Raw genomic sequence first — 21,855 nt, forward strand, 5'->3', positions numbered from 1 at the left:
TCAAATGTCCAGCACGGGAACCAACGCGTCACGCTTGGGCGTTCAGGAAACTGTCTATCGCCTGAAGATAGGTGGGATAGGAGTCGTTGCCGGGAAGCGGAATCTGGTTCGCGGTTTCCAGAACAACCAGCGAGGCGTCAGGAATGCCGGCGGCCAATTTGCGCGCCTCTTCCAAGGGATGCACCGCAGTGCGTCGACCGTGCAGGATCAGCGTCGGGCACTTGACTTGTGACAACAAATGCATGGCGGACATGCTGTTACCGATGTCGCGGGATTGCAGTTTCTGTTCCCGCGAATACAGCGCCTGCATCTCGGTCACCATGCTGCGCACATCATCCAGCGGCCCATCCGGGAAATAGCTGAGCGTCGAGCCGATTGCGTAACCACCGCCAGGTGTTTGCCATCCTTCTGCAATCAGCGTGCGGATGGAATCGGGCTCTTTGGTATCCGGTCGGTGATCTCTTCCCTCTGCCCAGCCGCCAACGATAACGAGCTTTTCCACCCGATCAGGGTGTTGATTGGCAAAATGCAGAGCGGGGAACGCCCCGCTGAACTCGCCCAGAATTGAGAACCGATCAAATCCGGCAGCTTTGGTGACGGTCAGAATTTCATTGATTCTATGGTCAAAAACGGCCTGATGGTCTTCGTTGGATCTGGCATTGTGGTCCTTGTTGTAGCGCAGCAGGCGAAAGCGGTTCGCCAAGTCCGTCAGGCGTGTTCGTTCGGAATGCAGTCGCCATTCAGCCTCAAGATCATGGATAACAGACCCAATTCGAAGAAGGGGTGGCCCGTCGCCGAACAGCGTGTACGGCACCACCCGGCCATCACCACCGGGCGCAAAACGCAACTGTTGATTGCGTGTGCTGTCGGTGATCGCCGTATCGCCATCCGTGCTGACCGAGACCGCCAATTGCAATCCACGTCGCACGATGGTCCGTATGATGCGCTGTGCCTTGCCATCGTCACCAACGGCTTTGCGGGCCGCCGCAATGCGCGCGCTGATTGTTGAATCCGACACAAATCGACCATTCCAGACCCGCTCAATGACCTCGTCCCGCGTGACCAGCTTGCCGGGGCTTTGCGCCAACAACTCCAACAGGTCAAAAACTTGCGGCTCTACCGGAACGGCCTGACCCCCGCGCAACAATTCGTGGCGGTCTGCGTCCAGGACACAATCTGCAAATTCATAGCGCATGGGCCGAATACACCTGCTTTTGGTGCCGGTCACAAGGTTCAAAAGCAATCCCAAGGGTTTCTCGGGTATTTCTCAGGACCACCTTCAAGCGGGGCGGCGTTACGTCGGCCATTTTCGGGGAAGTCACCCGGAGGTTCCGATGATACAGCCCTTTGATACAGCATTGTTGTACCACCCCGCAGTTCGGCATCGCCGAAGCGCTGCAGCTTTGCGAAACATGCACAAGCCGAGAAGACTTCGGGCGTTTCGGATGTGGATTCTGACCTCAATACCCGTCCCATTGGGCCGGCGTCAGGAAACCTAGCTGGCTTTCTTCATCCCCATCACGCGAGCCCGCGCCCGTGGATCGCTGTCGAAGAGTGCCGCCAATTGTTCGGTCATCGCGCCAGCCAACTGTTCTACATCCGTAATTGTCACCGCACGATCATAGTAGCGGGTGACATCATGGCCGATCCCGATCGCCAGCAATTCGACGGCCTTTCTCTTTTCGACCATGGCGATCACGTCGCGCAGGTGTTTTTCCAGATAGTTTGCCGGGTTCACGCTCAAGGTTGAGTCATCGACCGGAGCGCCGTCGGATATCACCATCAGAATCTTGCGCTGTTCGCGGCGGGCCACCATCCGGCGATGCGCCCACTCAAGTGCTTCGCCGTCGATGTTCTCTTTGAGCAACCCTTCTTTCATCATCAGACCGAGATTGGGCCTGGCTCGCCGCCAAGGCGCGTCCGCGCCCTTGTAGATGATGTGCCGCAAGTCGTTCAGGCGGCCGGGCTGCTGCGGCCTGCCATCGTTCAACCAGGCCTCGCGGGCTTGTCCGCCTTTCCACGCCCGGGTGGTAAAGCCCAGGATTTCGACCTTCACATTGCAACGCTCCAGCGTCCGCGCCAGAACGTCGGCGCAGATTGCGGCGATCGAGATCGGGCGTCCGCGCATCGATCCCGAATTGTCCAGCAACAGCGTCACAACCGTGTCCCGGAATTCGGTGTCCTTCTCGACCTTGAAGCTAAGCGGCGTGGTCGGGTTTGCCACTACGCGCGCCAGACGACCGGCGTCAAGAATCCCTTCCTCGCGGTCGAATTCCCAGCTGCGGTTTTGCTGCGCCTGCAAACGACGCTGCAGCTTGTTGGCCAATCGGCTGACCGCGCCCTTCAGCGGCTCCAGCTGCTGATCCAGATAGGCGCGCAACCGCTCCAGCTCCGCCGGTTCCGCCAGATCCTCGGCAGCAATCTCTTCGTCATAGGTGTTCAGATAGACCTTGTAGTCCGGGTCGGCCTCGGATGCCGGCGGTGGGGCAGGAGGCTCCAGCGGGGCCTCGCCTTCGGGCATCTCTGTCTCATCACCCATCTCCTCATCGGCCATCTCATCCATCGAGACCTGGGCCTGGGACTGATCCTGTTGTTCTTCCTGCGTTTGTTCCGGCGTGGCGTCCGCGTCCTGCTCGTCCTGATCATCCTGTCCGGTACTGTCAGGATCGGGCTGTTCGTCCGCGTCATCTTCGGCCTGATCTTCTTGTTCGTCGTCAAGCTCGTCGGGGTCATCGCCCAACTGATCGCCGTATCCGAGGTCCTTGATCATCTGACGGGCGAATTTCGCGAACTCGGCCTGATCCGAAAGGATCTCGTCGAGGTTTTCCAGCGTACCGCCCGCCTGTTCCTCGATAAAGCCGCGCCACAGGTTCATGACGTTTTCAGCAGCAGGTGGCAATTCCCGACCCGTCGCAAGATGGCGGATCAGATAACCTGCGGCGACAGGCAGGGGCGCGTCCGCTGGCTGTTTGCATTGATCATATCCGCGACGAATTGCTTCGTGACCAATCTTGACGTCGATGTTCGAAGCGGTTCCGGGCATGTCTCGAGCGCCCATAGCCTCGCATCTGGCGGTTTCCATCGCCTCGTAAAGATCCCGGGCCATGTCGCCGGGGGGTGCATAGCGTGCATGGGTTGCGTCGTCGTGGTATTTACGCTGAAGCGCCAAAGCGTCCGCCGTCCCGCGGGCAAGCAAAACTTCCTCGCGGGTCATTCGGCGACTGACCTGCGGCAAACGCATCGACTCGCCCGACATGCCGGAAGGATCGACAGTATAGGTGACCGATAACTCGGGATCGTCGGCCATGACTTTTGTCGCCTCTGCCAAGGCTTTCTTGAACGGATCGGCGGGGTTATCGTTGGGTTTGCTCATCGGCGGCAGGTCCGGTTTAGTTCTGTTGGGGCAACCTAGAGCCAATCACTTGCGTTGACCATAGGGCCAGCCCGGATTTCGCACCGAACCACGCGCTATAACAAAACTGCTCGGCACTCGGCAATTCGGTGATGAAGCTGCCGTTTCGCGCCTTCGGTGATCTGGGCATCCAAGCTGTAGTCTATATCTGCCAGTAAGTACGCGACTTGGACCCATCCCTGCACGCGCCAACGTGCGGGCTGAATTTCGTCCACCCCGTCAGACAGCGCCCAGGGAAGAACGGCCTGCAGCATCAGGTCGAATTCCTGCTGCATGTCCGTAACCAATATGGCGTCATCTTCTTTCCGACCGCGATGTCGCGCGGCCAAAGCTTCCATCCGACCCGAGCATGTTGCAAACAATTCGGCCCGGTCTTTTGAGCCTTGTGGTAGCGCCTCCACCGGACTGAACGGGAAGAGTAAAAGTGAAAATGAGATCAGGAAAGCCCAGAAATATGACATGCATTGGATATAACATAAATATGCAATGTATAATATTAGTATATACGAAAAACTCTGTTTCTGTGACAGACGCGCAATTCGAGGCCGTTCGGCCTTGGAGTCCAAAATGGCCGCGTCGGACGTCAAGCAAGATGCTCAGGTCGTGTTTGTGTCAATGGACGCGAAGCTAATCTAAGCTGTCTTCCTGAGTTCCCCATTGGCAAAATACCAGAGGATCAGAAATCCGCATCTGAGTCACGCAACGAAGCCTCACCGCAGGCAAGCCTTGCCAAGACGTCGACATGCACATCCAATGCATCAACGACCGTATAGCCGGGTTCCTGCCCATCGAAGGCTAGGTTCAGATCCGTTCCGGCGAGCACAACCGCATCGGCACCGAGATCCTTGACCATGCGTTGACCGGCATCCAGAAACATTGCGCGCTGCTGGTCCGAGCATTCGCCTGCCACGGCCATGTCCTGATAGGTCTGCCCCAGAACTTCGATCTCATCCACCAAAGCAACAGGATGGGTACGCTGCAGTTGCCCGTAAAGGCCCGTGCGCATCACGACGCGCGTGCCAAGCAAACCGACCGTTTGAAATCCCTGATCTGCAAAATATGCGTCCAACGGTTTGACCGCAGAGATCAATGGCAGGGATGAAATCGCGACCGTCTGGTCATAACAGAAGTGACCACCCAACGACGTGATTGCGGCACAATCTGCCCCGGCTGATTTGAGCCGATCAATCAGCCGGGCATAGACTTCCGCCTGCGCCTCTCGGTTATCTGCCAGATTATTGCGGATCAACTCCTGCACGTCGGCGTGCACGATGGTCAATTCCAACGTGGCACCTCGTGCTGCCATAGCCGCGCTAAGCCTTTGGTAATAGACGACAGTTGCCGCCACTCCGATCCCGCCAACTAGGCCGATATGCATGATCAGGCTTTCTCTTTCCGTGTGAAAACAGATGTGAAACCGGGTTGGCTTCCATGTATGGGCCTATCAAAACCTGAAGGGGTTAGATTTCAAGCTTCTTTGAGACCTCGGATACAAAAGTCCTTTGATACGCAACGATCTTTTTCCCGATATTGCGATTTTCGGATTGGCTGACGTAATTGTACTCAAGCAACGCCAGATAGGTGTAAACAAGCTGATCCAGCGCTTTCTGCCGGAAACCTTTGAAGCTTTTTTCTTTCCAGTCGCCGTAGTCACCCGTGAGGATGTTGGGATAGTACCATCGCCCTATGTCAACCAGTGCGGAAATGCGTTGCAAGCAGTTCAAACGGCGTTCAAAGAACGCGCCCTCCGGAACACGGGCGGGATCAAGAGACGCAAGATGTGACGCCTCAGAGATTGCAAAAACGCATTCTTTTGCCCAATCCCTGACTTCGCTGATCAGCGTTCCATGCGCGGCCTGCTGCTGTAATTTCAGGGCACTGTCAGAGATTTCGTTGGCAACCCTGTCCGTTTCAATAGACAGTTTGGCATTGCGCGCGGACTTCAGTGAGAAGGCTATGCTGGCGACGGCCGCAATGGCTGCGACGCCGGCGGCAATCCACTCGGCCAAGATTACATCCCCGAGCATAGCGACCTCCTATGAACTTCGACCTACCCCAGGCTTGCGCTGGCTGCGCTTTCCGGCAATTCCTCGTCAAAGCAACGCTGATAGAATTCGGCGACGGTCTGCCGCTCCAGCTCGTCACATTTGTTCAGGAAGCTCAGGCGGAACGCGTAACCCACATTGCGGAAGATCTCGGCATTCTGGGCCCAGTTGATAACGGTTCTGGGGCTCATAACCGTCGACAGATCACCATTCATGAAAGCGGTCCGGGTCAGGTCGGCAACGGTCACCATCTGGCTGACTGTCTTGCGACCCTCTGCCGTGTTGTAGTGCGGCGCCTTGGACAGGACGATCATCGTTTCAGCATCGTGGCTGAGATAGTTCAGCGTCGAGACCAGCGACCACCGGTCCATTTGCGCCTGGTTGATCTGCTGCGTCCCGTGGTAGAGCCCCGTCGTGTCGCCCAAGCCAACGGTGTTTGCAGTTGCGAACAAGCGGAAGTTCGGATTTGGCGTGATGATTTCGTTCTGGTCCAGCAGGGTCAGCTTGCCATCGTGCTCAAGCACACGCTGGATCACGAACATAACGTCTGCGCGGCCCGCGTCATATTCGTCGAACACGATGGCGACCGGGTTGCGCAGCGCCCAAGGCAGGATGCCCTCGTGAAATTCTGTCACCTGTTTTCCGTCGCGCAGCTTGATCGCGTCCTTGCCGATCAGGTCGATCCGGCTGATGTGGCTGTCGAGGTTCACGCGGACGGCAGGCCAGTTCAAACGCGCGGCAACTTGTTCAATATGGGTCGATTTACCGGTGCCGTGATACCCTTGGATCATCACCCGGCGGTTATGGGAAAAGCCTGCCAGAATGGCCAGCGTCGTTTCCGGGTCAAACTTGTAGGTCGGATCAATAACCGGTACGCGATCGCTCCGCTCGGCAAAGCCTTTGACAGCCATGTCGCTGTCAATTCCGAACACTTCACGGACCGAGATGTCTTCGGTTGGTTTTGCGTTGATATCGATCGATCCGTCAGCCATTCGCCTTGTCCTTATCAATTGGCCCGCAGTCCCGGGTTTGAACTCGTGTGTGGTGCAACATATTGCGGGTAAGGGCAAGAGAAAGCCGACCGCCTGAAAAGCTGAGCGGGTTTTTCTTTGAATCTGGCCTTATTGGCAGGCGGGCCGGGTTGTCGAGGAATGGTGTTGCCGACCCCAAGCGTAGCCATCGCTAGGGCATACCGGCTTTTGATCGCCGTCTGGCAAATCCTGCGAAAACCGCTCCGGATGCGCGACAAATCTCGCTAAAAGCCTGCAATTCTGGCTTGAACCAAAAGAATCCCAATCTACCGTGAGGAGTTCGTGACATTTGAGATTTCGACGACTAGGTTGCTGTCAGTAAACAGGTCAGGTGGATTTCTGCAAAGACCAATTTTGAACAAGGTTGAATTAACATGACAAACTTCGTCGGCCTGAAGCAAGGCAGCGATCTTACAGATGTTTTGAAGTTGTTTCCGCGCAATTCCGAGATGCTTATCCGACTTCTGGACGGAATTATGTGTTCGGAAGGAGAGTTGTCGCGGGGCGAACGCGAGGCGATAGCCGCGTTTATCTCAACGCACAACACCACCCCGTATTGTACATTCTACCACTCTCTTTTTGCTGAGGTTTTCGCGGGACCGATCGAAGAGATCAACGAGCGGATTGAACCGCTTCTGACCTATGCATTGAGCCTGCGCGCACGAAACAGCGACGAGATCGCGCGCACATCAAAGGCGGCGATGGACGCCGGGTGGAGCGAAGGCGCCGTTTACGAAGTCGTCGAAGTCTGCGGTATCTTTGACTTCATCAACACAATCGTCCTGGCCGCTGGATTGGAAGTGCCGGACGGACCGATGGATTCCGGCCTGACCTTGGAAGGCCTGGAACGTTTTTATTCAGATACGGCGGATGTTCTGGCAACCTAGCATGCCGCAAACGCGCCCAAGTCAACCTGAGCGCATTCGTCAACGTGTTTGACCCCGGTTATTTGAAGTTCCGGCTGTCCTTGATCTGATCCCAGGCCCAGACGACTTCCTGCAGCTGTTCTTCCTGCGAGCGGTCGCCGCCGTTCATATCGGGATGCAGCACCTTGATCAGTTTTTTGTACGCTTTGCGCACCTCAGCTTTGGTCCAGCTGTCGTTGGCGTCCAGAATCTCGATGGCGCGGCGCTCGGTTGGTGGCAGGCGGCGGCCGCCTGCGCCGGACGTGCGCCCCTTGTTTTGTGTGCCGTTCGCGCCCAGAACCTGATGCGGATCTTCGATGCCAAGCCGCGCCCAGGCACGGGCTTCGGGATCGCCCATGGGTTTGGTTTCACGTTCCCAAACCTTGTCTTTCGAGCGTTGCGCGTTCAATTCTGCTTCGGTCGTGCCGTCGAAAAAGTTCCATTTCTGGTTATATTCGCGCACGTGCTTTTGACAGAACCAATAGAAGTCGTCCAAAACGTCCGGCGCTTTGGGCGCGCGGAACTTCCCGGGTTCTTCGCACCCTGGATGGTCACAGATTCGGACCGATGTTTCAGACGCCCCAGACATGCCCCGACGCCCGCGTGGCTTCTTTTTCTTGGCGCTGGATACGGACATATCGAATCCAAACGGGTCTGACTTTTCCATTTGCCTGCTCCTGCGAACGCGTCTTTTCGACTCGGAGGCAGCAGTTTAACGTAAGGGGCACAGAGTAGAAGAGGGGAGCGGCAAAATTTTTGCCGCCGGGCAAAAAAATGACCATGACCGACGAAATCCGCAGCCGCTTGCAGGCCGCATTTTCCCCGCGCGAGCTTGAGGTGGTGGACGACAGCGAAAGCCATAGAGGTCACGCAGGGTTCCGCGAAGGCGGAGAAAGCCATTTTAACGTTCGCATCCGGTCGGACGCGTTTCAGGGACAGTCGCGGGTTGCCCGGCACCGTGCTGTGCACGCCGCGCTGGGCGACGTGGTTCCGCGCATTCATGCCCTTGCGCTGGATATCGACGTCTAGCGTCCGCAGCCAAGCGTCCCGTTTCAACCCAAGTGCTTGTACATATAGGTGGTCGGTTCCAAACGGTCATCGAACGGGTTTCGGCAATAGTTCGGAATCTCTCCGGCGATCTCAAAGCCCAGGTTTTGGTACAGAATGCGCGAGGGGTCTGTGCTGCGCGTGTCCAGAACCAGGGTGGTTCTGTTCAACTCTGTTGCGCGTGCCTGCAAGGCATCCATCAGGGCGCGACCCAATCCTTTGCGCCGCGCGTCCGGATGAACCAGCAGCTTGGCGACGTCTGCGCGATGTGGCTGGTTTGGCATCCGGGCGGGTATCAGTTGCACGGTTCCGCAAATCCGACCGCCGCTGTAGGCTGCAAACAAGTCCAATGCACCGGTCACCAGTCCCGGGCGTATTGAAGTCACCCAAAACCTGCGAGCATCCGCCTGAGAAAACGGCAGGATGAACCCGATACTTGCGCCAGTGTGAACGCAACCATGCAAAATGTCGGTCAAATCCTCGACCGCGCTGTCGAAAGTGGAGGTTGATAGGCGTGTGATCATATCAGCACCAAAAGGTAACGCGCGCCACGCGTGGCGCTGGTTTCAAATCGCGTAGGTCCGGACAGATGATACCGCAGGCAATCACCGCCGGTCAGATCGTGCGGAGTGTCGTCGACCGTCAGTGTCAGCGATCCGTCCAGCATGATCAGGTGATGTTCCTGGCCGGGTTTGAATGGCGTCTCGTAGGTTATGACCGTTCCGGGCGGCAGGTGCCCTTCCAGAACCTCGCCAGCCAGATCAGGCGCCGGGGGGGACACTGATCTGCGGGTAAAGCCAGTCTCGGGATCACGCCATTCCGATTGTCGCTCGAACGGGACACGAGGGACAAAGGTGTCTTCGACCATCATCAGCAGACGCGACATAGGCAAACCAAACACGGCGCACAGACGGCCAAGAGAGTCGGCAGTTGGGCTGACCTCGCCTTTCTCCATCCGGGACAGCGTCGCGCGGCTGATTCCGCTGAACTCGGCAAGCTGGTCCAAAGACCATCCATGCGATGATCGCAGTTCGTAAAGGCGTTGCGCAAGGCGGGCCGAAAAGGTGTCCAGCATAGATCACATATGAGAAAAGTTTCCAATTATGGGAAATATCTATTAAAAAATGGACAGGCGCAATAGAAAAGAGCGCGGAAGAATACCGCGCTCTCATTTTCTGGGGTTGTCGTGGAGCTACTTCCAGCCGACTTCATTGAAGATTTTTTGCGCTTCGGGAATGTTCTTGGCAACTTCTGACAGATTCACATCATCGGCTTTGAATTCACCCAGTTGTTTGACCGAATCTGCAAGTTCCACACTTGGTACGGCGGGGAACTCATCGTTACCGGACGAGAAATACTGTTGGGCGCTGTCGCTTGCCAAGTACTCCAGAAACAAGATGGCGTTTTCCTTGTTCGGCGCGTTTGCGGCCACACCGGCACCAGACAGGTTCATATGCGCTCCATAGCTATCCTGGTTCGGAAAGACAAAGCCGACCTTGTCGCGCTCTGCGGACAGACCTTTGACATCCTTGCGGATCGCGCGGGCGAAGTAATAGGTGTTCGATACGGCGATATCGCATTCACCTGAAACGATGGCTCGCAGCTGATCAGTATCCCCCCCCTGTGGTTCGCGAGCCATGTTGGCAACAATTCCCTCGGCCCAGGTCTTGGCCGCCTCTGCGCCTTCATGTGTGATGATCGAAGCCAGCAAAGTTTGGTTGTAGGTGTTGCTGGAGGACCGAATGCAAATCAGGCCTTTGTATTCGGGTTTTGCCAGATCTGCGTAGGTCGCCGGGGGATTTGCGACATTTTCTTTGTCAAAAAAGATAATGCGACCGCGTTGGGAAAAACCGAACCACTGATTGTCGCTGTCTTGCAGATTTGACGGTACACGCTCTTCCAGAACAGCGCTTTCTACAGGCTGCAAGATACCGGCGTTTTTGGCGCGTTCCAGACGCGATGTGTCAACGGTCAGTAGGATATCCGCGGGGGAATTCGCGCCCTCGGCTTCAAGGCGCGCAATCAGTTCATCCGCCTTGCCTTCAATTCGGTTGATAGTGATGCCTGTGGCCTCTTCAAAGTCCGTGTACAGGCGCTCGTCTGTGTCGTAGTGGCGCGACGAATAGAGGTTCAGTTCGCCGTCAGCAACAGCCGTGGTTGCGATCAGAGCCGTCAGCGCAACGGCGATGCAAGTGGAGGATTTCAACATTTTTTGTCCCAACTTAGAGATTTCAGGGCAGGTCATAACCTGACTGATTTTCTCAATTATACGATTCCACATATGATTCAAGAAAAACCGACAAATTTAGTTGGAAAAAGGGTCGCAGGGCTGACGGCGAGAAAAACCGATCAATGCCCGGGACAAAATGGCCTTAGTTCGCAAAGGTCTTTCTGGTTCTTTTCAGAAAGGATAGATTGGGGAAGGCTGGAAAGACGTACCGCCGCTTTGTGGCGGGTCTGGCGCAATTAACGAGGACCACAGATGGCAGAGACACTGGCCGAAAAACTTGAAAAGTCGAATTTGGGACATTGGATGGCCCGGTTCGAAGGGTTCATGGTATTTGTCGGTGTTGTGGGACCCTTTGCGACCCTGCCGCAGCTTGTGAAGCTTTACTTTACCCATTCACAACACGCGACCGGGCAGTCGCTGCTGTCCTGGTCGCTGTACGCTGCGCTTTCGATGCTGTGGTTCATATACGGAATGATTGTTGGAAAACTGCCCATCTACGTGGGCAACGGCATATCAATGATTCTGAACTTGCTGATGGTCATCGGTATCCTGATCCACGCTGGCGTGACGTTCTAAGCCCTTCAAACCCAACCCAAAAAAAAACCGCGCCCACGGGCGCGGTTCTTTCAAACAGCTATGTGCAGTTCTCAGCCCTGACGCGCTTTGAACTTGCGCTGCGTCTTGTTGATAACGTAGACGCGGCCTTTGCGACGCACAATACGGCAGTCACGGTGCCGGTTCTTGAGCGAGCGGAGCGAGTTCTTGACCTTCATGGGTCTGTCTCCATTCTGCGGCGCCTTCATCAAAAGACGTGGCCAGCGCCTGGGTTAGCGGGTGCCTCGGGTCATACCCGAAACAGTGAAACGATGGTGGGCGGTACAAGGATCGAACTTGTGACCCCTTCGATGTCAACGAAGTGCTCTACCGCTGAGCTAACCGCCCACGTCCCTTTGCGTGCCCTGCCCCATAACGAAATGGGGCGCGGAACTCCGCGCCGGTAGCGGGCTCTATAAAAGGAGTCGATGGGGGGATCAAGGGGTTTGGCAGAACTATTTTCCGGTCTATGTTCAACCCGAACAAGGAGAGCCCATGCCGACCGCAGCCTATGATCTGGAAATGCCCGAAAACCGCACATCCAGCGTGGTTTTCGCGTCCCCACACAGCGGTCGCGCGTACCCCGAGTCGTTTCTGAAACGTTCGGTTTTGAACCGCAACATGATTCGGTCTTCAGAAGATGCGTTTGTTGATAAGTTGTTCGCTGGCGTGGCACAAACCGGAGCGCCCTTTCTGAAGGCGGTCATGCCGCGGGCCTATCTGGACCTGAACCGCAGCGCCGAGGAACTGGATCCGGCCCTGATTCAAGGCGCACGCCGGCAAGGGCACAATCCCAGGGTCGCTTCGGGTTTGGGTGTCATTCCACGGGTGGTCGCCAATGGTCGCTCAATCTATCACGGAAAGCTGACGATGGATGAGGCGCGCCTGCGTATCGACAATTACTGGCGACCCTACCACACGCGCCTGAAGTCATTGCTGGCCGAGTCATACGACAAGTTTGGACAGGCCATTCTGATCGACTGCCATTCGATGCCGCACGAAGCGGTCTCGATCGCCGGAAGAGGTCAGTCAAAACACCCCGAGATCGTTCTTGGCGACAGGTTTGGCGCGTCAGCCTCGGGCGTGATCGTGGATCAGATTGAATCGGCTTTTGCCAGCGCAGGGTTGAACGTGGCGCGAAACGCGCCGTTTGCGGGCGCATATGTCACCCAGACATACGGACGGCCCGGTCGCTATCAACACGCCATCCAAATCGAAATTGATCGGTCCCTTTACATGGATGAAGAACGAATCCAGCCGAACGACAACTTTGAGGCATTTTGCGGGATCCTGAACAAAGTCGTGGCGGAAATTGCCGCAATCGGCGCACCGCCTGCGCGACTGGCGGCAGAGTAGGGCGTTATCGCAGTGCGCGGCCCTTTACGATCGCATCTGTGCCGAACCGCTTTCTGATCTTATCCGTTGCCCGTTCTGCCTGCGATCTTCGTGCCGCACCCGGGTCCAAAAGATCACCCGAGATATCGGCCTGATCCTCGGAGCAAAGGTCTGACAGGCCGCATCCCAGCAAACGGTATGGACCCTGATCACCGACTTGATCGAATAGCCCGCGCGCCGTGCGGTAAATCCGGTCCGCGATCTGCGTCGGATCGCGCAGCGACACCCGTCTTGTGATGATCTTGTGGTTGGCTCGTTTCAGCTTCAGCGTAACCACCCGACCGGCCAGTCCTTTGGCCTTTGCCCGATCCGCGACCTTTTCGGACAGCCGCCAAATGTGTCCATCCAGTATGTCTGTGCTCGCCGTGTCCTCGAAGAACGTTGTCTCGTTGCTGATGGACTTCATAGGTTCATGTGCCGAGACGCGCCGTTTGTCCTGTCCGCGTGCAAGGTGCCACAGCCGATATCCCATCGAGCCGAACCGCGCTGTCAAGGCCTCTTGGTCCCAACGCAACAGATCAGCGAACGTGCGTATTCCGGCGCGATCCAGCGAATCCTGTGCGGCGGGACCTATGCCCCAAATCAGGCGAACAGGCTTGTCGTGCAGGAATACCGACGTTTCTGCCTTGCCGATCACTGAAAACCCGCGCGGTTTGTCCAGGTCCGAGGCGACTTTCGCCAAAAACTTGTTGTGGCTCAGCCCAATGGACCCTGTCAGCCCCAGTTCGTCTTTCATGCGTTTGACCAGCCGCGCCAGCATGACAGCAGGCGGCGCTCCGTGCAGGCGTTGTGTGCCGGAGAGGTCCATGAAGGCCTCATCCAAAGACAACGGTTCGACGTCCGGTGTCAGTTCATCCATCATGGCCCTGATCGCGCGCGAGGCTTCTGCATAGACCGACATTCGCGGCTTGATCACGACGGCGTCCGGACACAGCTGAAGCGCCTTGAACATTGGCATCGCCGACCGAACACCCCTGATGCGCGCCACGTAACACGCAGTGGAAACGACACCGCGTTTGCCGCCGCCAATGATTATTGGCTTGTCGGCAAGATCGGGATTGTCGCGTTTTTCGACCGAGGCGTAAAACGCGTCGCAATCCATGTGCGCAATGCTCAGGTCGAACAATTCGGGATGGACCGTCACGCGCGGGCTGCCGCAGGACGGACAGCGCCGTTCTTCGGTCAAAGAGGTCAGGCAATCTCGGCAGAGACCGGGCATCCACTTCCTCTGCAGCGGGGCGTCACGTTGGGATTTTCTTATAACACCCGAAGCAGGCGAACAAAGGTCCAAAATTGCGAAGGGTCGCTAAGAAGAAAGCCCCCGCTGTGCGCGGGGGAAAGGTAACGGGCCTCAGGAAGAACCGACCCGTTGGGGAGTGTATCAACATCAGGGTCGTTCAAATATCGCTTCGGCGATACCGGCAATGCGGTTGCGTCAAAACTCGGTTTTGGCATGTGTGTTTTCAGGCACAGGGACAAATTGGCGCGGCAAACGTCAAAATTGACGTTAGGTCAACCATTTGCGCGGCGGATTGGGTCGATTTGCACCAGATTTGCGGGTTGGGGGTCCGTTGCGGGTCAAATTAATTCGCGCCTCTGAGGGGCTGATTTCAGCCTCTGTTTGGTGCCATTGCCGGCGGGGACCTCATTTCGGCCATGATCGCCTCTGCCGCCGATCTGGGATCCTGCGCCTGATGAATCGGGCGCCCCACAACGATATGATCGGCCCCGTCTGCGATGGCGTTGGCAGGTGTCGCCACCCGTTTCTGATCCCCCAGATCATCCCCAGCGGGGCGCACACCGGGCGTCACGATCAGGCGGCCCTCGGCCTGGGGCAGGGCACGGATCAAAGCGGCTTCCTGCGGGCTGGCGATAACACCGTCCGCGCCAGCCTCAAATGCCCGGGCCGCCCGTTCGACCACAAGGTCCCTGACATCGCCTTGCTTCAGCAAACTGGCGTCCAGATCATCCCGGTTCAGCGAGGTCAGAATGGTCACGGCAAGTATTTTCAGGTCCTTGCCGCCAACGCCTTCCTTGGCCGCCTGGACCACATGCGGATCGCCATGCACAGTCAGGAAATCCAGATCGAATTGCGCCAGCCCACGCACGGCGTTTTCGACTGTATTGCCGATGTCGAACAGCTTCATGTCCAGGAAGATGCGCTTGCCGTGATCCTGCTTCAACTCGTTGGCCAATGCCAGCCCGCCGCCCGTCAGCATACCCAGACCGATCTTGTAAAAAGACACGGTATCGCCAAGCCTTTCGGCCAGTGCGAGGCCTTGAAGCGCGTTGGGAACATCTAAAGCTACGATCAGGCGATCATCGGACATGGGGCGGGCTCCTTTAAGACAAACGTCTGTGTCCTAACGGGTTCGGCGTGCGCTGTCCACAAATCTCGGCCCGGATTTGTGGGAAATTGTCGGCGGACGTTGTGCTAGTATTCGGACCAAAGAGGAGGGAACAGATCATGAAACGCTTGCTGATTTTGGGATTCACCGTTTCGCTTATGGGATGCGAGACCACGCCGCCCAGCGAAGCAACGGCCTCAGCGACACCAACAAACGACGACCTTCTTCTTGTGCGTGGGTATCGCTCGACAGACGATGATTGCCAACTGACGGGTGAGACGGCGTTTACGGTGAATTTTCTGGATGACGCAGCAGACCTTGTGTCGTGCCCGACGGATGGGGACGCCGCCCAATCCCTTGTTCAAATGTATGGTGCCGTCCGCGTTGCAGAAACTGGGGGATACACCGTCTATACAGTTCCCCGGCGGTGATCCCTTCGCCGTAATGCCGCGACCGCGTTAGCAGCGATCAACGCAATGCTTGTCAACTCAAGCACCCAGTTCAAGCGCACGGATTGGATCTCGGTGTTCAGGAACGCGTCAAAGTTATGAAATCCGGCGGCGCGAATTAGGACGAAGCAGATCAGGAACGCAAACCCGATAAGCGCCAATCCGATCTGCCGGAGATGCTGCCGCAACGTCCAAAACGCAATGGCTGTGACCATGGTGCCCGACATCATGATCGCCAGGATGAAGCTGACTTGCACGATGCGCCTTTTTTCGTACCACCCCTGAAACTGCGATAAGCAGCGCGCGGCAGCGGTAAAGGCCGATTGCAGGTCAAGTTGTTTGTTGATCATCAGGCAAACGAGGAAGATGGAAAGAACCAGCCAAAACAAGCGGACAGCGCCGTCCGTGGTTCGCCGCCAGGCCGCAAAACACAAGATCGCAGAGACACCGTAACCTGCGACCGTCACCCAACCCAGAACACTCGGATCGCCGATGACGGGCGACCACTGCTGGGATATGCATGATGACATCTGGTCTGCGAACATGAAGGATGCTTCAACCCGGCATCAGTTCGCGAACGTCGCGACATAGGCTCAAAATCATGGTTCTCCGTTAGGTCAGATATGTCAGTGCATGGTCAGCTTAACGGCCCGAACTTCATCGGGAAAGGCCCTTGAATACACGCGGATATTACCCAAATTGAATGTGAGGCCCAGACCGACGCGTGCCGCCAAGCGGGCGCATCAAAAACGGGGCGCTTGGAGAAGGAGAATAATATGGACTTAAACAAGTTCACCGAACGGGCACGGGGATTCGTGCAGGCGGCGCAGACGATTGCGCTGCGCGAAGGGCACCAGAGGCTGGAGCCCACACATATTCTCAAGGCATTGATGGATGACGATCAGGGGCTGGCCAGCAACCTGATCACACGCGCAGGCGGCGCACCGAACCGCGTGGTCGAGGCGCTGGACGCCGCGATGGGTAAAATCCCGAAGGTCAGCGGCGACGCCAGCCAGATTTACATGGACGGCCAGACTGCCAAGGTTCTGGACGAGGCCGAGAAGATCGCCACCAAAGCCGGCGACAGCTTTGTCCCGGTCGAGCGCGTGTTGATGGCGCTCTGCATGGTGAAATCCAAGGCCAAAGAGGCGTTGGAAGCCGGGGCCGTATCCGCGCAGAAACTGAACGAAGCGATCAACGACATTCGCAAGGGCCGCACTGCTGACACCGCCTCGGCGGAAGAAGGCTATGACGCGCTCAAGAAATACGCGCGCGACCTGACCGAGGCGGCTGCCGAAGGCAAGATCGACCCGATCATCGGACGGGATGAGGAAATCCGCCGCTCGATGCAGGTTCTGTCGCGTCGCACCAAGAATAACCCTGTTCTGATCGGGGAACCCGGCGTCGGTAAAACCGCAATTGCCGAGGGCATGGCCCTGCGCATCATCAACGGTGATGTGCCGGAATCGCTGAAAGACAAAAAGCTGCTCGCGCTCGATATGGGCGCACTGATCGCTGGTGCGAAGTACCGCGGTGAATTCGAAGAACGCCTCAAGGCCGTTCTGACCGAAGTAACCGAGGCCGCCGGTGAGATCATCTTGTTCATTGACGAGATGCACACATTGGTCGGTGCCGGTAAATCCGACGGCGCGATGGATGCCGCCAACCTGATCAAGCCTGCGCTTGCCCGGGGGGAACTGCACTGTATCGGCGCGACCACTCTGGATGAGTATCGTAAATACGTCGAAAAAGACGCAGCCCTTGCGCGCCGTTTCCAGCCGGTGATGGTCACGGAGCCGACTGTCGAGGACACGATCAGCATCCTGCGCGGCATCAAGGAAAAGTACGAGCTGCACCATGGTGTGCGTATTTCCGACTCGGCACTCGTGTCGGCGGCGACGCTCTCGCATCGCTATATCACCGACCGCTTCCTGCCCGACAAAGCCATCGACCTTGTTGATGAGGCGGCGTCGCGGTTGCGGATGGAGGTGGATTCCAAGCCCGAAGAACTCGATCAGTTGGATCGCCAGATCCTTCAGATGCAGATCGAGGAAGAGGCGCTGAAGCTCGAAGACGACGCGGCATCAAAAGATCGTCTGGAAACCTTGCAAAAGGATCTGGCCGACCTGCAGGAGCAATCCGCCGAGATGACCGCCCAATGGCAGGCTGAACGCGACAAGCTGGCCGGTGCGCGTGATCTGAAGGAACAGCTCGACAAGGCGCGCGCTGATCTTGAGATTGCCAAGCGCGAAGGCAACCTCGCCAAGGCGGGTGAGCTCTCCTATGGCGTTATCCCCGAGCTTGAGAAAAAGTTGACCGAGGCCGAAAACGCCGAAAGCAACGCCATGATGGCCGAGGAAACGGTGCGTCCCGAACAGATCGCGTCGGTGGTCGAACGCTGGACCGGTATCCCGACCTCGAAAATGCTGGAAGGTGAGCGCGAGAAGCTGCTGCGGATGGAAGATGATCTGCATTCCCGCGTCATCGGTCAGGATGCGGCGGTCACTGCCGTGGCCAACGCCGTGCGCCGTGCGCGTGCGGGCCTGAACGACGAAGGTCGCCCGCTGGGCAGCTTCCTCTTCCTCGGGCCCACCGGCGTGGGTAAAACCGAACTGACCAAAGCCGTGGCGAACTTCCTGTTCGACGACGACAACGCGATGGTGCGCATCGATATGTCCGAGTTCATGGAGAAACACGCGGTCGCCCGTCTGATCGGCGCCCCTCCGGGCTATGTCGGTTACGACGAAGGCGGTGTGCTGACCGAAGCCGTGCGGCGCAGGCCCTATCAGGTTGTACTGTTTGACGAGGTCGAAAAGGCGCATCCGGATGTGTTCAACGTGCTGCTGCAGGTTCTCGATGATGGCGTTCTGACCGATGGTCAGGGCCGCACCGTGGACTTCAAGCAGACGCTGATCATCCTGACGTCGAACCTCGGGTCTCAGGCGCTCAGCCAGTTACCCGAAGGCGCGGACAGCGCGCAGGCACGACGGGATGTGATGGATGCGGTCCGGGCGCATTTCCGGCCGGAATTCCTGAACCGTCTGGATGAGACCATCATCTTTGACCGCCTCAAGCGGGCCGATATGGATGGCATCGTCGATATCCAGATGGCACGTCTGCAGAAACGTCTGGCGGCCCGCAAGATCGAGCTGGCTTTGGACGACGGTGCCAAGGAATGGCTGGCCAACGAAGGCTACGACCCAGTCTTCGGAGCCCGTCCGCTGAAGCGCGTGATCCAGCGCGCCCTGCAGAACCCGCTGGCCGAAGCCTTGCTGGCCGGTGAGATCAAGGACGGCGAGACCGTTCCGGTCACCGCAGGTGCCGATGGCCTGATCATCGGCGACCGTCTGGGCACATCAGACCGCCCAAGACCGGATGATGCCGTGGTTCATTGATCCACACACAAGACCACTGAAAGCCCGCCGGTTCGGCGGGCTTTTTGATTCAACCGCGCGCTCTTCCCCCATCTAAAGGCACTTCAACAGCCCGATTCAGGCTTGGGCTAAGCTTCAGTTGCCTGGCGGCTTTTGCGGAGCGCCCGCAATTCATCTGACGACAACTTTGGGCCGGATTTCGCGACGGGCGGTGGTGTCTGTTGCGGCTTTGGCTGGGTCGGCATAAATGGCTTTTTTGTCTCCGCTTTGGTCTTCAGGTCCAGATAGCCCACGACGCCGCCCGCGCATTGCAGGCTGAATGCCCAAATGCCGATCAAAGCGTAGACGACCCAAAGTATAACAAGCGACCAAATGGGCCGCAGCGGCGCGGTGCCTTTGGTCATGTTCGCAAACTCTTGTACGTCGGCAACCAAGGTCTGTGCCATGCCCGAGACAATCGTCAGGATGATGATACAGGAATACAGGATGATCGCACCTACATAGCTGGTTACGGTCAGCGCAAACAAAGGGCCAAACGACGCGCGAAAATGACGAAACGGGGTATAGGTAAGACCATCCGGGTCTCGACCGATTGAGGCAGATGCAATGGGCACCAGAAGGCTGGCGCGAATCGAGCAGATCGATAGAAACACGGCGATCAGTGCCAAAGCCGCGGGAATGGCCCAGGCGGTCTCCATATATCCCAGCGCCTGCTCTGTTGTCTGGTTCAAGTTTAGAAGTTCAGGTGAAACCAAAGCGGCTGAAAATGCTGCCATCAGGCCAAAAATCGCGGTCATGCCCACGCCTTGAACCGCACCATACACGATGGCCGGAAGAACAAGACCGCGCACGCGGTTACTGGGTCGGATGTCCATGGCTTGCAGGCCAAAGCGCGTCCCAAGCAAAACCGGTATGACGGTCGAGGACGCAACAATAAGAAACGCAACGATGAAGGACAGTGCCGGGATCAGAAGGCCGATCAGAAACCCCAGAAGCAATCCAATCAGAACATAAAGTGTCAAACCGATCAGCATGACCGGAAGAACCATGGCAAGTCGCCAGAAAATCGAGAATGACAAGGGAATGGCTTGAGAAAAGAGCAATGGGCTGACCTGTATTGAACCTGCTGACACCGACCGGGCAATGAAGCGGTGCCTTTTGCGCTAGTTTTTATGGCGAAGGTGGCAAAAGCGGATCGGCTTTGTGTCATTTTAGGACCGGCGTTAGGTATTTCGTTACAATCCCGTCTCTCAATCGTGACGCATATTGCCTTGGCTCTGTGGTAAGAGCGGGCTACCTCGGGAACAAGAAAGACTGAAAACGGAGACCCAGATGGCGCATCGCTGGACCAACACTTTGACACATGCCGATATTACCCCAGAGGCGGCATTCCTGAACCGGCGGCAGGTAATGGCCGGACTGGCCGGTATCGGGCTGGCGGGCATGGCGACACCGGGTGCCGCACAGGAGGCTCTAGAGCCAAACACGTGGGAAGAAATCACCTCGTACAACAATTTCTACGAGTTTGGCACACGCAAGGATGATCCTGCCAAATACGCCGGCGCGCTGACAACCGAGCCGTGGAGTATCAAGATCGACGGTCTGGTCGATCGTCCGGGCGACTATGACTTCAAGGACATCATGTCCGAGATGACAGTCGAAGAACGCATATACCGTTTCCGCTGTGTCGAGGCATGGTCGATGGTCATTCCGTGGAACGGGTTTGAGCTCGCCGATCTGCTGAACATGGCCGGTGTTCAGGAGGGCGCAAAATACGTGGCCTTCCAGACGGCGCTTCGCCCCGATGAAATGCCCGGTGTGCAATTCCCGGTTCTGGATTGGCCTTATCGCGAAGGATTGCGGTTGGACGAGGCAATGCATCCTTTGACCATCATGGCCACGGGAATCTATGACCGTCCGATTCCAAACCAAAACGGTGCGCCACTGCGGTTGGTCGTGCCGTGGAAGTACGGCTTCAAGTCGATCAAGTCGATTGTGCGCGTCACACTGACGGATCAAGAACCGGCGACCAGTTGGAACATGTCCATTCCCAGCGAGTACGGTTTTTACAGCAACGTGAACCCCAAGGTGAACCATCCACGTTGGTCGCAAGCGTCAGAGCGGCGCGTCGGCGGTGGTCTGTTTGCCAAACGTGTTCCCACATTGATGTTCAACGGTTACGAAGAAGAGGTTGCCGGTCTTTACGAAGGTATGGATTTGGCAAAATACTACTGACGTTGTGCATGCTCTGAACCAGATACTGCGCCGGGTGCCCGTTTGGCTTGTCTATTTTCTGGGCGTAATTCCGGCGCCATGGTGGTTCTATCTCGGGCTTACCGGTGGGCTGGGGGTCGAACCCATTGAGGCGCTGGAGCACAGATATGGAGAACTGGCGCTTCAACTTCTGGTTCTGGGTCTCGCGATTTCCCCTTTGCGACGGATTGTCGGCCTGAATCTGATAAAGTTTCGCCGCGCCGTGGGTGTTTTGACATTTACATATGTCAGTTTGCATTTGCTTGTCTGGCTTGTGCTTGACGTTCAGGTTCCCAGTCAAATTTGGGCTGATATCCTCAAGCGGCCCTACATCACCGTTGGTATGGCAGCATTTGTTTTGATGCTGCCGCTGGCGGTGACGTCGAACAATTGGTCGGTTCGCAAGTTAGGACCGCGCTGGCGCAAATTGCACAGGCTTGTCTATCCAGTGGCGATCCTGGGCGCAGTTCACTACGTCATGCTGGCAAAAGGATTTCAGATTGAACCGCTCATCTATTTGGCCGCCATATTGGTTTTACTGACTCTTCGCCTTCCGATTCCGTTTGGGATGAACCGACGCCGGCAAGCCGACTCTTTGTAAAGTTGGCCAATGATTGTGCGGGCGATTGCGATTCCGAGGTTTGGTACCTTCGATTTGCAGGGGTTTCTTCTGAATTCCCGTCTGATATCTATGTAAATAACGGAAAATTAACAGTTTTTATATTTTTTCGGGATTTTTTGATTTTTTGGGGATTTTCCACTTGCGTGTAAT

At 56.9% G+C, this 21,855-nt stretch carries 23 protein-coding genes and 1 tRNA gene; 8 read left to right on the plus strand and 16 right to left on the minus strand.

Translation table 11 applies throughout. The features are described 5' to 3' along the window. Positions 1 to 28: 28 nt before the first annotated feature. The 6 genes from RA28_RS20715 to cobS form a co-directional block, all read right to left on the minus strand. On the minus strand, positions 29 to 1,195 hold the full coding sequence (locus RA28_RS20715) for a winged helix-turn-helix domain-containing protein (RefSeq protein WP_039532910.1): 1,167 nt from the start codon (positions 1,193 to 1,195) through the stop codon (positions 29 to 31). A gap of 300 nt (positions 1,196 to 1,495) precedes the next feature. Then, entirely contained in the window at positions 1,496 to 3,373 is a 1,878-nt protein-coding gene (cobT, locus tag RA28_RS20720) for a cobaltochelatase subunit CobT (RefSeq protein WP_039532912.1), read from the minus strand. 95 nt (positions 3,374 to 3,468) lie between these two features. Further along, a complete protein-coding gene (locus RA28_RS20725) occupies positions 3,469 to 3,750 on the minus strand; it encodes a hypothetical protein (protein WP_193747444.1) in 282 nt (93 codons plus the stop codon). Positions 3,751 to 4,088: 338 nt separating this feature from the next. Further along, positions 4,089 to 4,790 carry an aspartate/glutamate racemase family protein gene (locus RA28_RS20730; RefSeq protein WP_039532916.1) on the minus strand — a complete coding sequence of 234 codons (702 nt, stop codon included), beginning with the start codon at positions 4,788 to 4,790 and terminating at the stop codon, positions 4,089 to 4,091. A gap of 82 nt (positions 4,791 to 4,872) precedes the next feature. After that, positions 4,873 to 5,439, minus strand: coding sequence for a hypothetical protein (locus tag RA28_RS20735; RefSeq protein ID WP_039532917.1), 567 nt, complete (start codon positions 5,437 to 5,439; stop codon positions 4,873 to 4,875). A gap of 23 nt (positions 5,440 to 5,462) precedes the next feature. After that, positions 5,463 to 6,449 (minus strand): cobaltochelatase subunit CobS, encoded by a 987-nt coding sequence (gene cobS / locus RA28_RS20740; protein WP_039532919.1) that lies wholly within the window; start codon positions 6,447 to 6,449, stop codon positions 5,463 to 5,465. A 413-nt stretch (positions 6,450 to 6,862) separates the two neighbouring features. Here cobS and RA28_RS20745 point away from each other — a divergent pair, with 413 nt between their 5' ends. Continuing rightward, on the plus strand, positions 6,863 to 7,375 hold the full coding sequence (locus RA28_RS20745) for a hypothetical protein (RefSeq protein ID WP_039532922.1): 513 nt from the start codon (positions 6,863 to 6,865) through the stop codon (positions 7,373 to 7,375). A 58-nt stretch (positions 7,376 to 7,433) separates the two neighbouring features. Here the strand turns inward: RA28_RS20745 and RA28_RS20750 are convergent, their stop codons facing one another. Next, positions 7,434 to 8,060, minus strand: a complete 627-nt coding sequence (locus tag RA28_RS20750) for a J domain-containing protein (RefSeq protein ID WP_039532923.1) — start codon at positions 8,058 to 8,060, stop codon at positions 7,434 to 7,436. 107 nt (positions 8,061 to 8,167) lie between these two features. Between RA28_RS20750 and RA28_RS20755 the strand changes: the two genes are divergently transcribed. Continuing rightward, positions 8,168 to 8,422, plus strand: coding sequence for a BolA family protein (locus tag RA28_RS20755; RefSeq protein ID WP_039532925.1), 255 nt, complete (start codon positions 8,168 to 8,170; stop codon positions 8,420 to 8,422). 23 nt (positions 8,423 to 8,445) lie between these two features. Here the strand turns inward: RA28_RS20755 and RA28_RS20760 are convergent, their stop codons facing one another. The 3 genes from RA28_RS20760 to RA28_RS20770 form a co-directional block, all read right to left on the minus strand. After that, the gene (locus RA28_RS20760) at positions 8,446 to 8,964 is read right to left on the minus strand and encodes a GNAT family N-acetyltransferase (protein ID WP_039532927.1); all 519 of its coding nucleotides are present in this window, start codon (positions 8,962 to 8,964) and stop codon (positions 8,446 to 8,448) included. Then, entirely contained in the window at positions 8,961 to 9,515 is a 555-nt protein-coding gene (locus RA28_RS20765) for a helix-turn-helix domain-containing protein (RefSeq protein WP_039532930.1), read from the minus strand. Before RA28_RS20765 ends, RA28_RS20760 begins: the two co-directional genes overlap by 4 nt. Positions 9,516 to 9,632: 117 nt before the next feature. Then, the gene (locus RA28_RS20770) at positions 9,633 to 10,649 is read right to left on the minus strand and encodes a Fe(3+) ABC transporter substrate-binding protein (RefSeq protein ID WP_039532992.1); all 1,017 of its coding nucleotides are present in this window, start codon (positions 10,647 to 10,649) and stop codon (positions 9,633 to 9,635) included. A 273-nt stretch (positions 10,650 to 10,922) separates the two neighbouring features. Between RA28_RS20770 and RA28_RS20775 the strand changes: the two genes are divergently transcribed. After that, positions 10,923 to 11,246, plus strand: a complete 324-nt coding sequence (locus RA28_RS20775) for a SemiSWEET transporter (protein WP_039532932.1) — start codon at positions 10,923 to 10,925, stop codon at positions 11,244 to 11,246. A 71-nt stretch (positions 11,247 to 11,317) separates the two neighbouring features. On the opposite strand, the gene ykgO is transcribed toward RA28_RS20775, so the two are convergent. Both ykgO and RA28_RS20785 read right to left on the minus strand, forming a co-directional pair. Continuing rightward, positions 11,318 to 11,443: a type B 50S ribosomal protein L36 gene (gene ykgO, locus RA28_RS20780; protein ID WP_008755722.1), complete on the minus strand. Its 126-nt coding sequence runs from the start codon at positions 11,441 to 11,443 to the stop codon at positions 11,318 to 11,320. Between the two features lie 94 nt (positions 11,444 to 11,537). Next, positions 11,538 to 11,612 (minus strand) — tRNA-Val (locus tag RA28_RS20785). Positions 11,613 to 11,759: 147 nt separating this feature from the next. Here RA28_RS20785 and RA28_RS20790 point away from each other — a divergent pair. Beyond that, the gene (locus RA28_RS20790) at positions 11,760 to 12,620 is read left to right on the plus strand and encodes an N-formylglutamate amidohydrolase (RefSeq protein WP_039532935.1); all 861 of its coding nucleotides are present in this window, start codon (positions 11,760 to 11,762) and stop codon (positions 12,618 to 12,620) included. Between the two features lie 4 nt (positions 12,621 to 12,624). Here the strand turns inward: RA28_RS20790 and RA28_RS20795 are convergent, their stop codons facing one another. Next, the gene (locus tag RA28_RS20795) at positions 12,625 to 13,878 is read right to left on the minus strand and encodes a DNA polymerase IV (protein ID WP_039532936.1); all 1,254 of its coding nucleotides are present in this window, start codon (positions 13,876 to 13,878) and stop codon (positions 12,625 to 12,627) included. 391 nt (positions 13,879 to 14,269) lie between these two features. Next, complete coding sequence (gene pyrF, locus RA28_RS20800) at positions 14,270 to 14,989, minus strand: orotidine-5'-phosphate decarboxylase (protein WP_039532938.1); 720 nt, start codon at positions 14,987 to 14,989, stop codon at positions 14,270 to 14,272. 137 nt (positions 14,990 to 15,126) lie between these two features. On the opposite strand from pyrF, the gene RA28_RS20805 reads away from it, so the two are divergent. Continuing rightward, positions 15,127 to 15,438, plus strand: a complete 312-nt coding sequence (locus RA28_RS20805) for a hypothetical protein (protein ID WP_039532941.1) — start codon at positions 15,127 to 15,129, stop codon at positions 15,436 to 15,438. Here RA28_RS20805 and RA28_RS20810 read toward each other — a convergent pair. Next, positions 15,417 to 16,001 (minus strand): hypothetical protein, encoded by a 585-nt coding sequence (locus RA28_RS20810; protein WP_052261538.1) that lies wholly within the window; start codon positions 15,999 to 16,001, stop codon positions 15,417 to 15,419. The genes RA28_RS20805 and RA28_RS20810 overlap by 22 nt on opposite strands. A 231-nt stretch (positions 16,002 to 16,232) precedes the next feature. Between RA28_RS20810 and clpB the strand changes: the two genes are divergently transcribed. Continuing rightward, on the plus strand, positions 16,233 to 18,851 hold the full coding sequence (clpB, locus tag RA28_RS20815; protein ID WP_039532943.1) for an ATP-dependent chaperone ClpB: 2,619 nt from the start codon (positions 16,233 to 16,235) through the stop codon (positions 18,849 to 18,851). Between the two features lie 107 nt (positions 18,852 to 18,958). On the opposite strand, the gene RA28_RS20820 is transcribed toward clpB, so the two are convergent. After that, positions 18,959 to 19,879, minus strand: coding sequence for a hypothetical protein (locus RA28_RS20820; protein ID WP_039532944.1), 921 nt, complete (start codon positions 19,877 to 19,879; stop codon positions 18,959 to 18,961). 283 nt (positions 19,880 to 20,162) lie between these two features. Here RA28_RS20820 and msrP point away from each other — a divergent pair, with 283 nt between their 5' ends. Together msrP and msrQ are read left to right on the plus strand one after the other, a co-directional pair. Beyond that, positions 20,163 to 21,065, plus strand: coding sequence for a protein-methionine-sulfoxide reductase catalytic subunit MsrP (gene msrP, locus RA28_RS20825; RefSeq protein ID WP_039532946.1), 903 nt, complete (start codon positions 20,163 to 20,165; stop codon positions 21,063 to 21,065). A 4-nt stretch (positions 21,066 to 21,069) separates the two neighbouring features. Then, positions 21,070 to 21,684 carry a protein-methionine-sulfoxide reductase heme-binding subunit MsrQ gene (msrQ, locus tag RA28_RS20830; protein ID WP_152612122.1) on the plus strand — a complete coding sequence of 205 codons (615 nt, stop codon included), beginning with the start codon at positions 21,070 to 21,072 and terminating at the stop codon, positions 21,682 to 21,684. The last annotated feature ends 171 nt before the right edge of the window (positions 21,685 to 21,855 follow it).

Origin of the sequence: Ruegeria sp. ANG-S4, assembly GCF_000814005.1 — a bacterium.
Classification (GTDB): Bacteria; Pseudomonadota; Alphaproteobacteria; order Rhodobacterales; family Rhodobacteraceae; genus Ruegeria.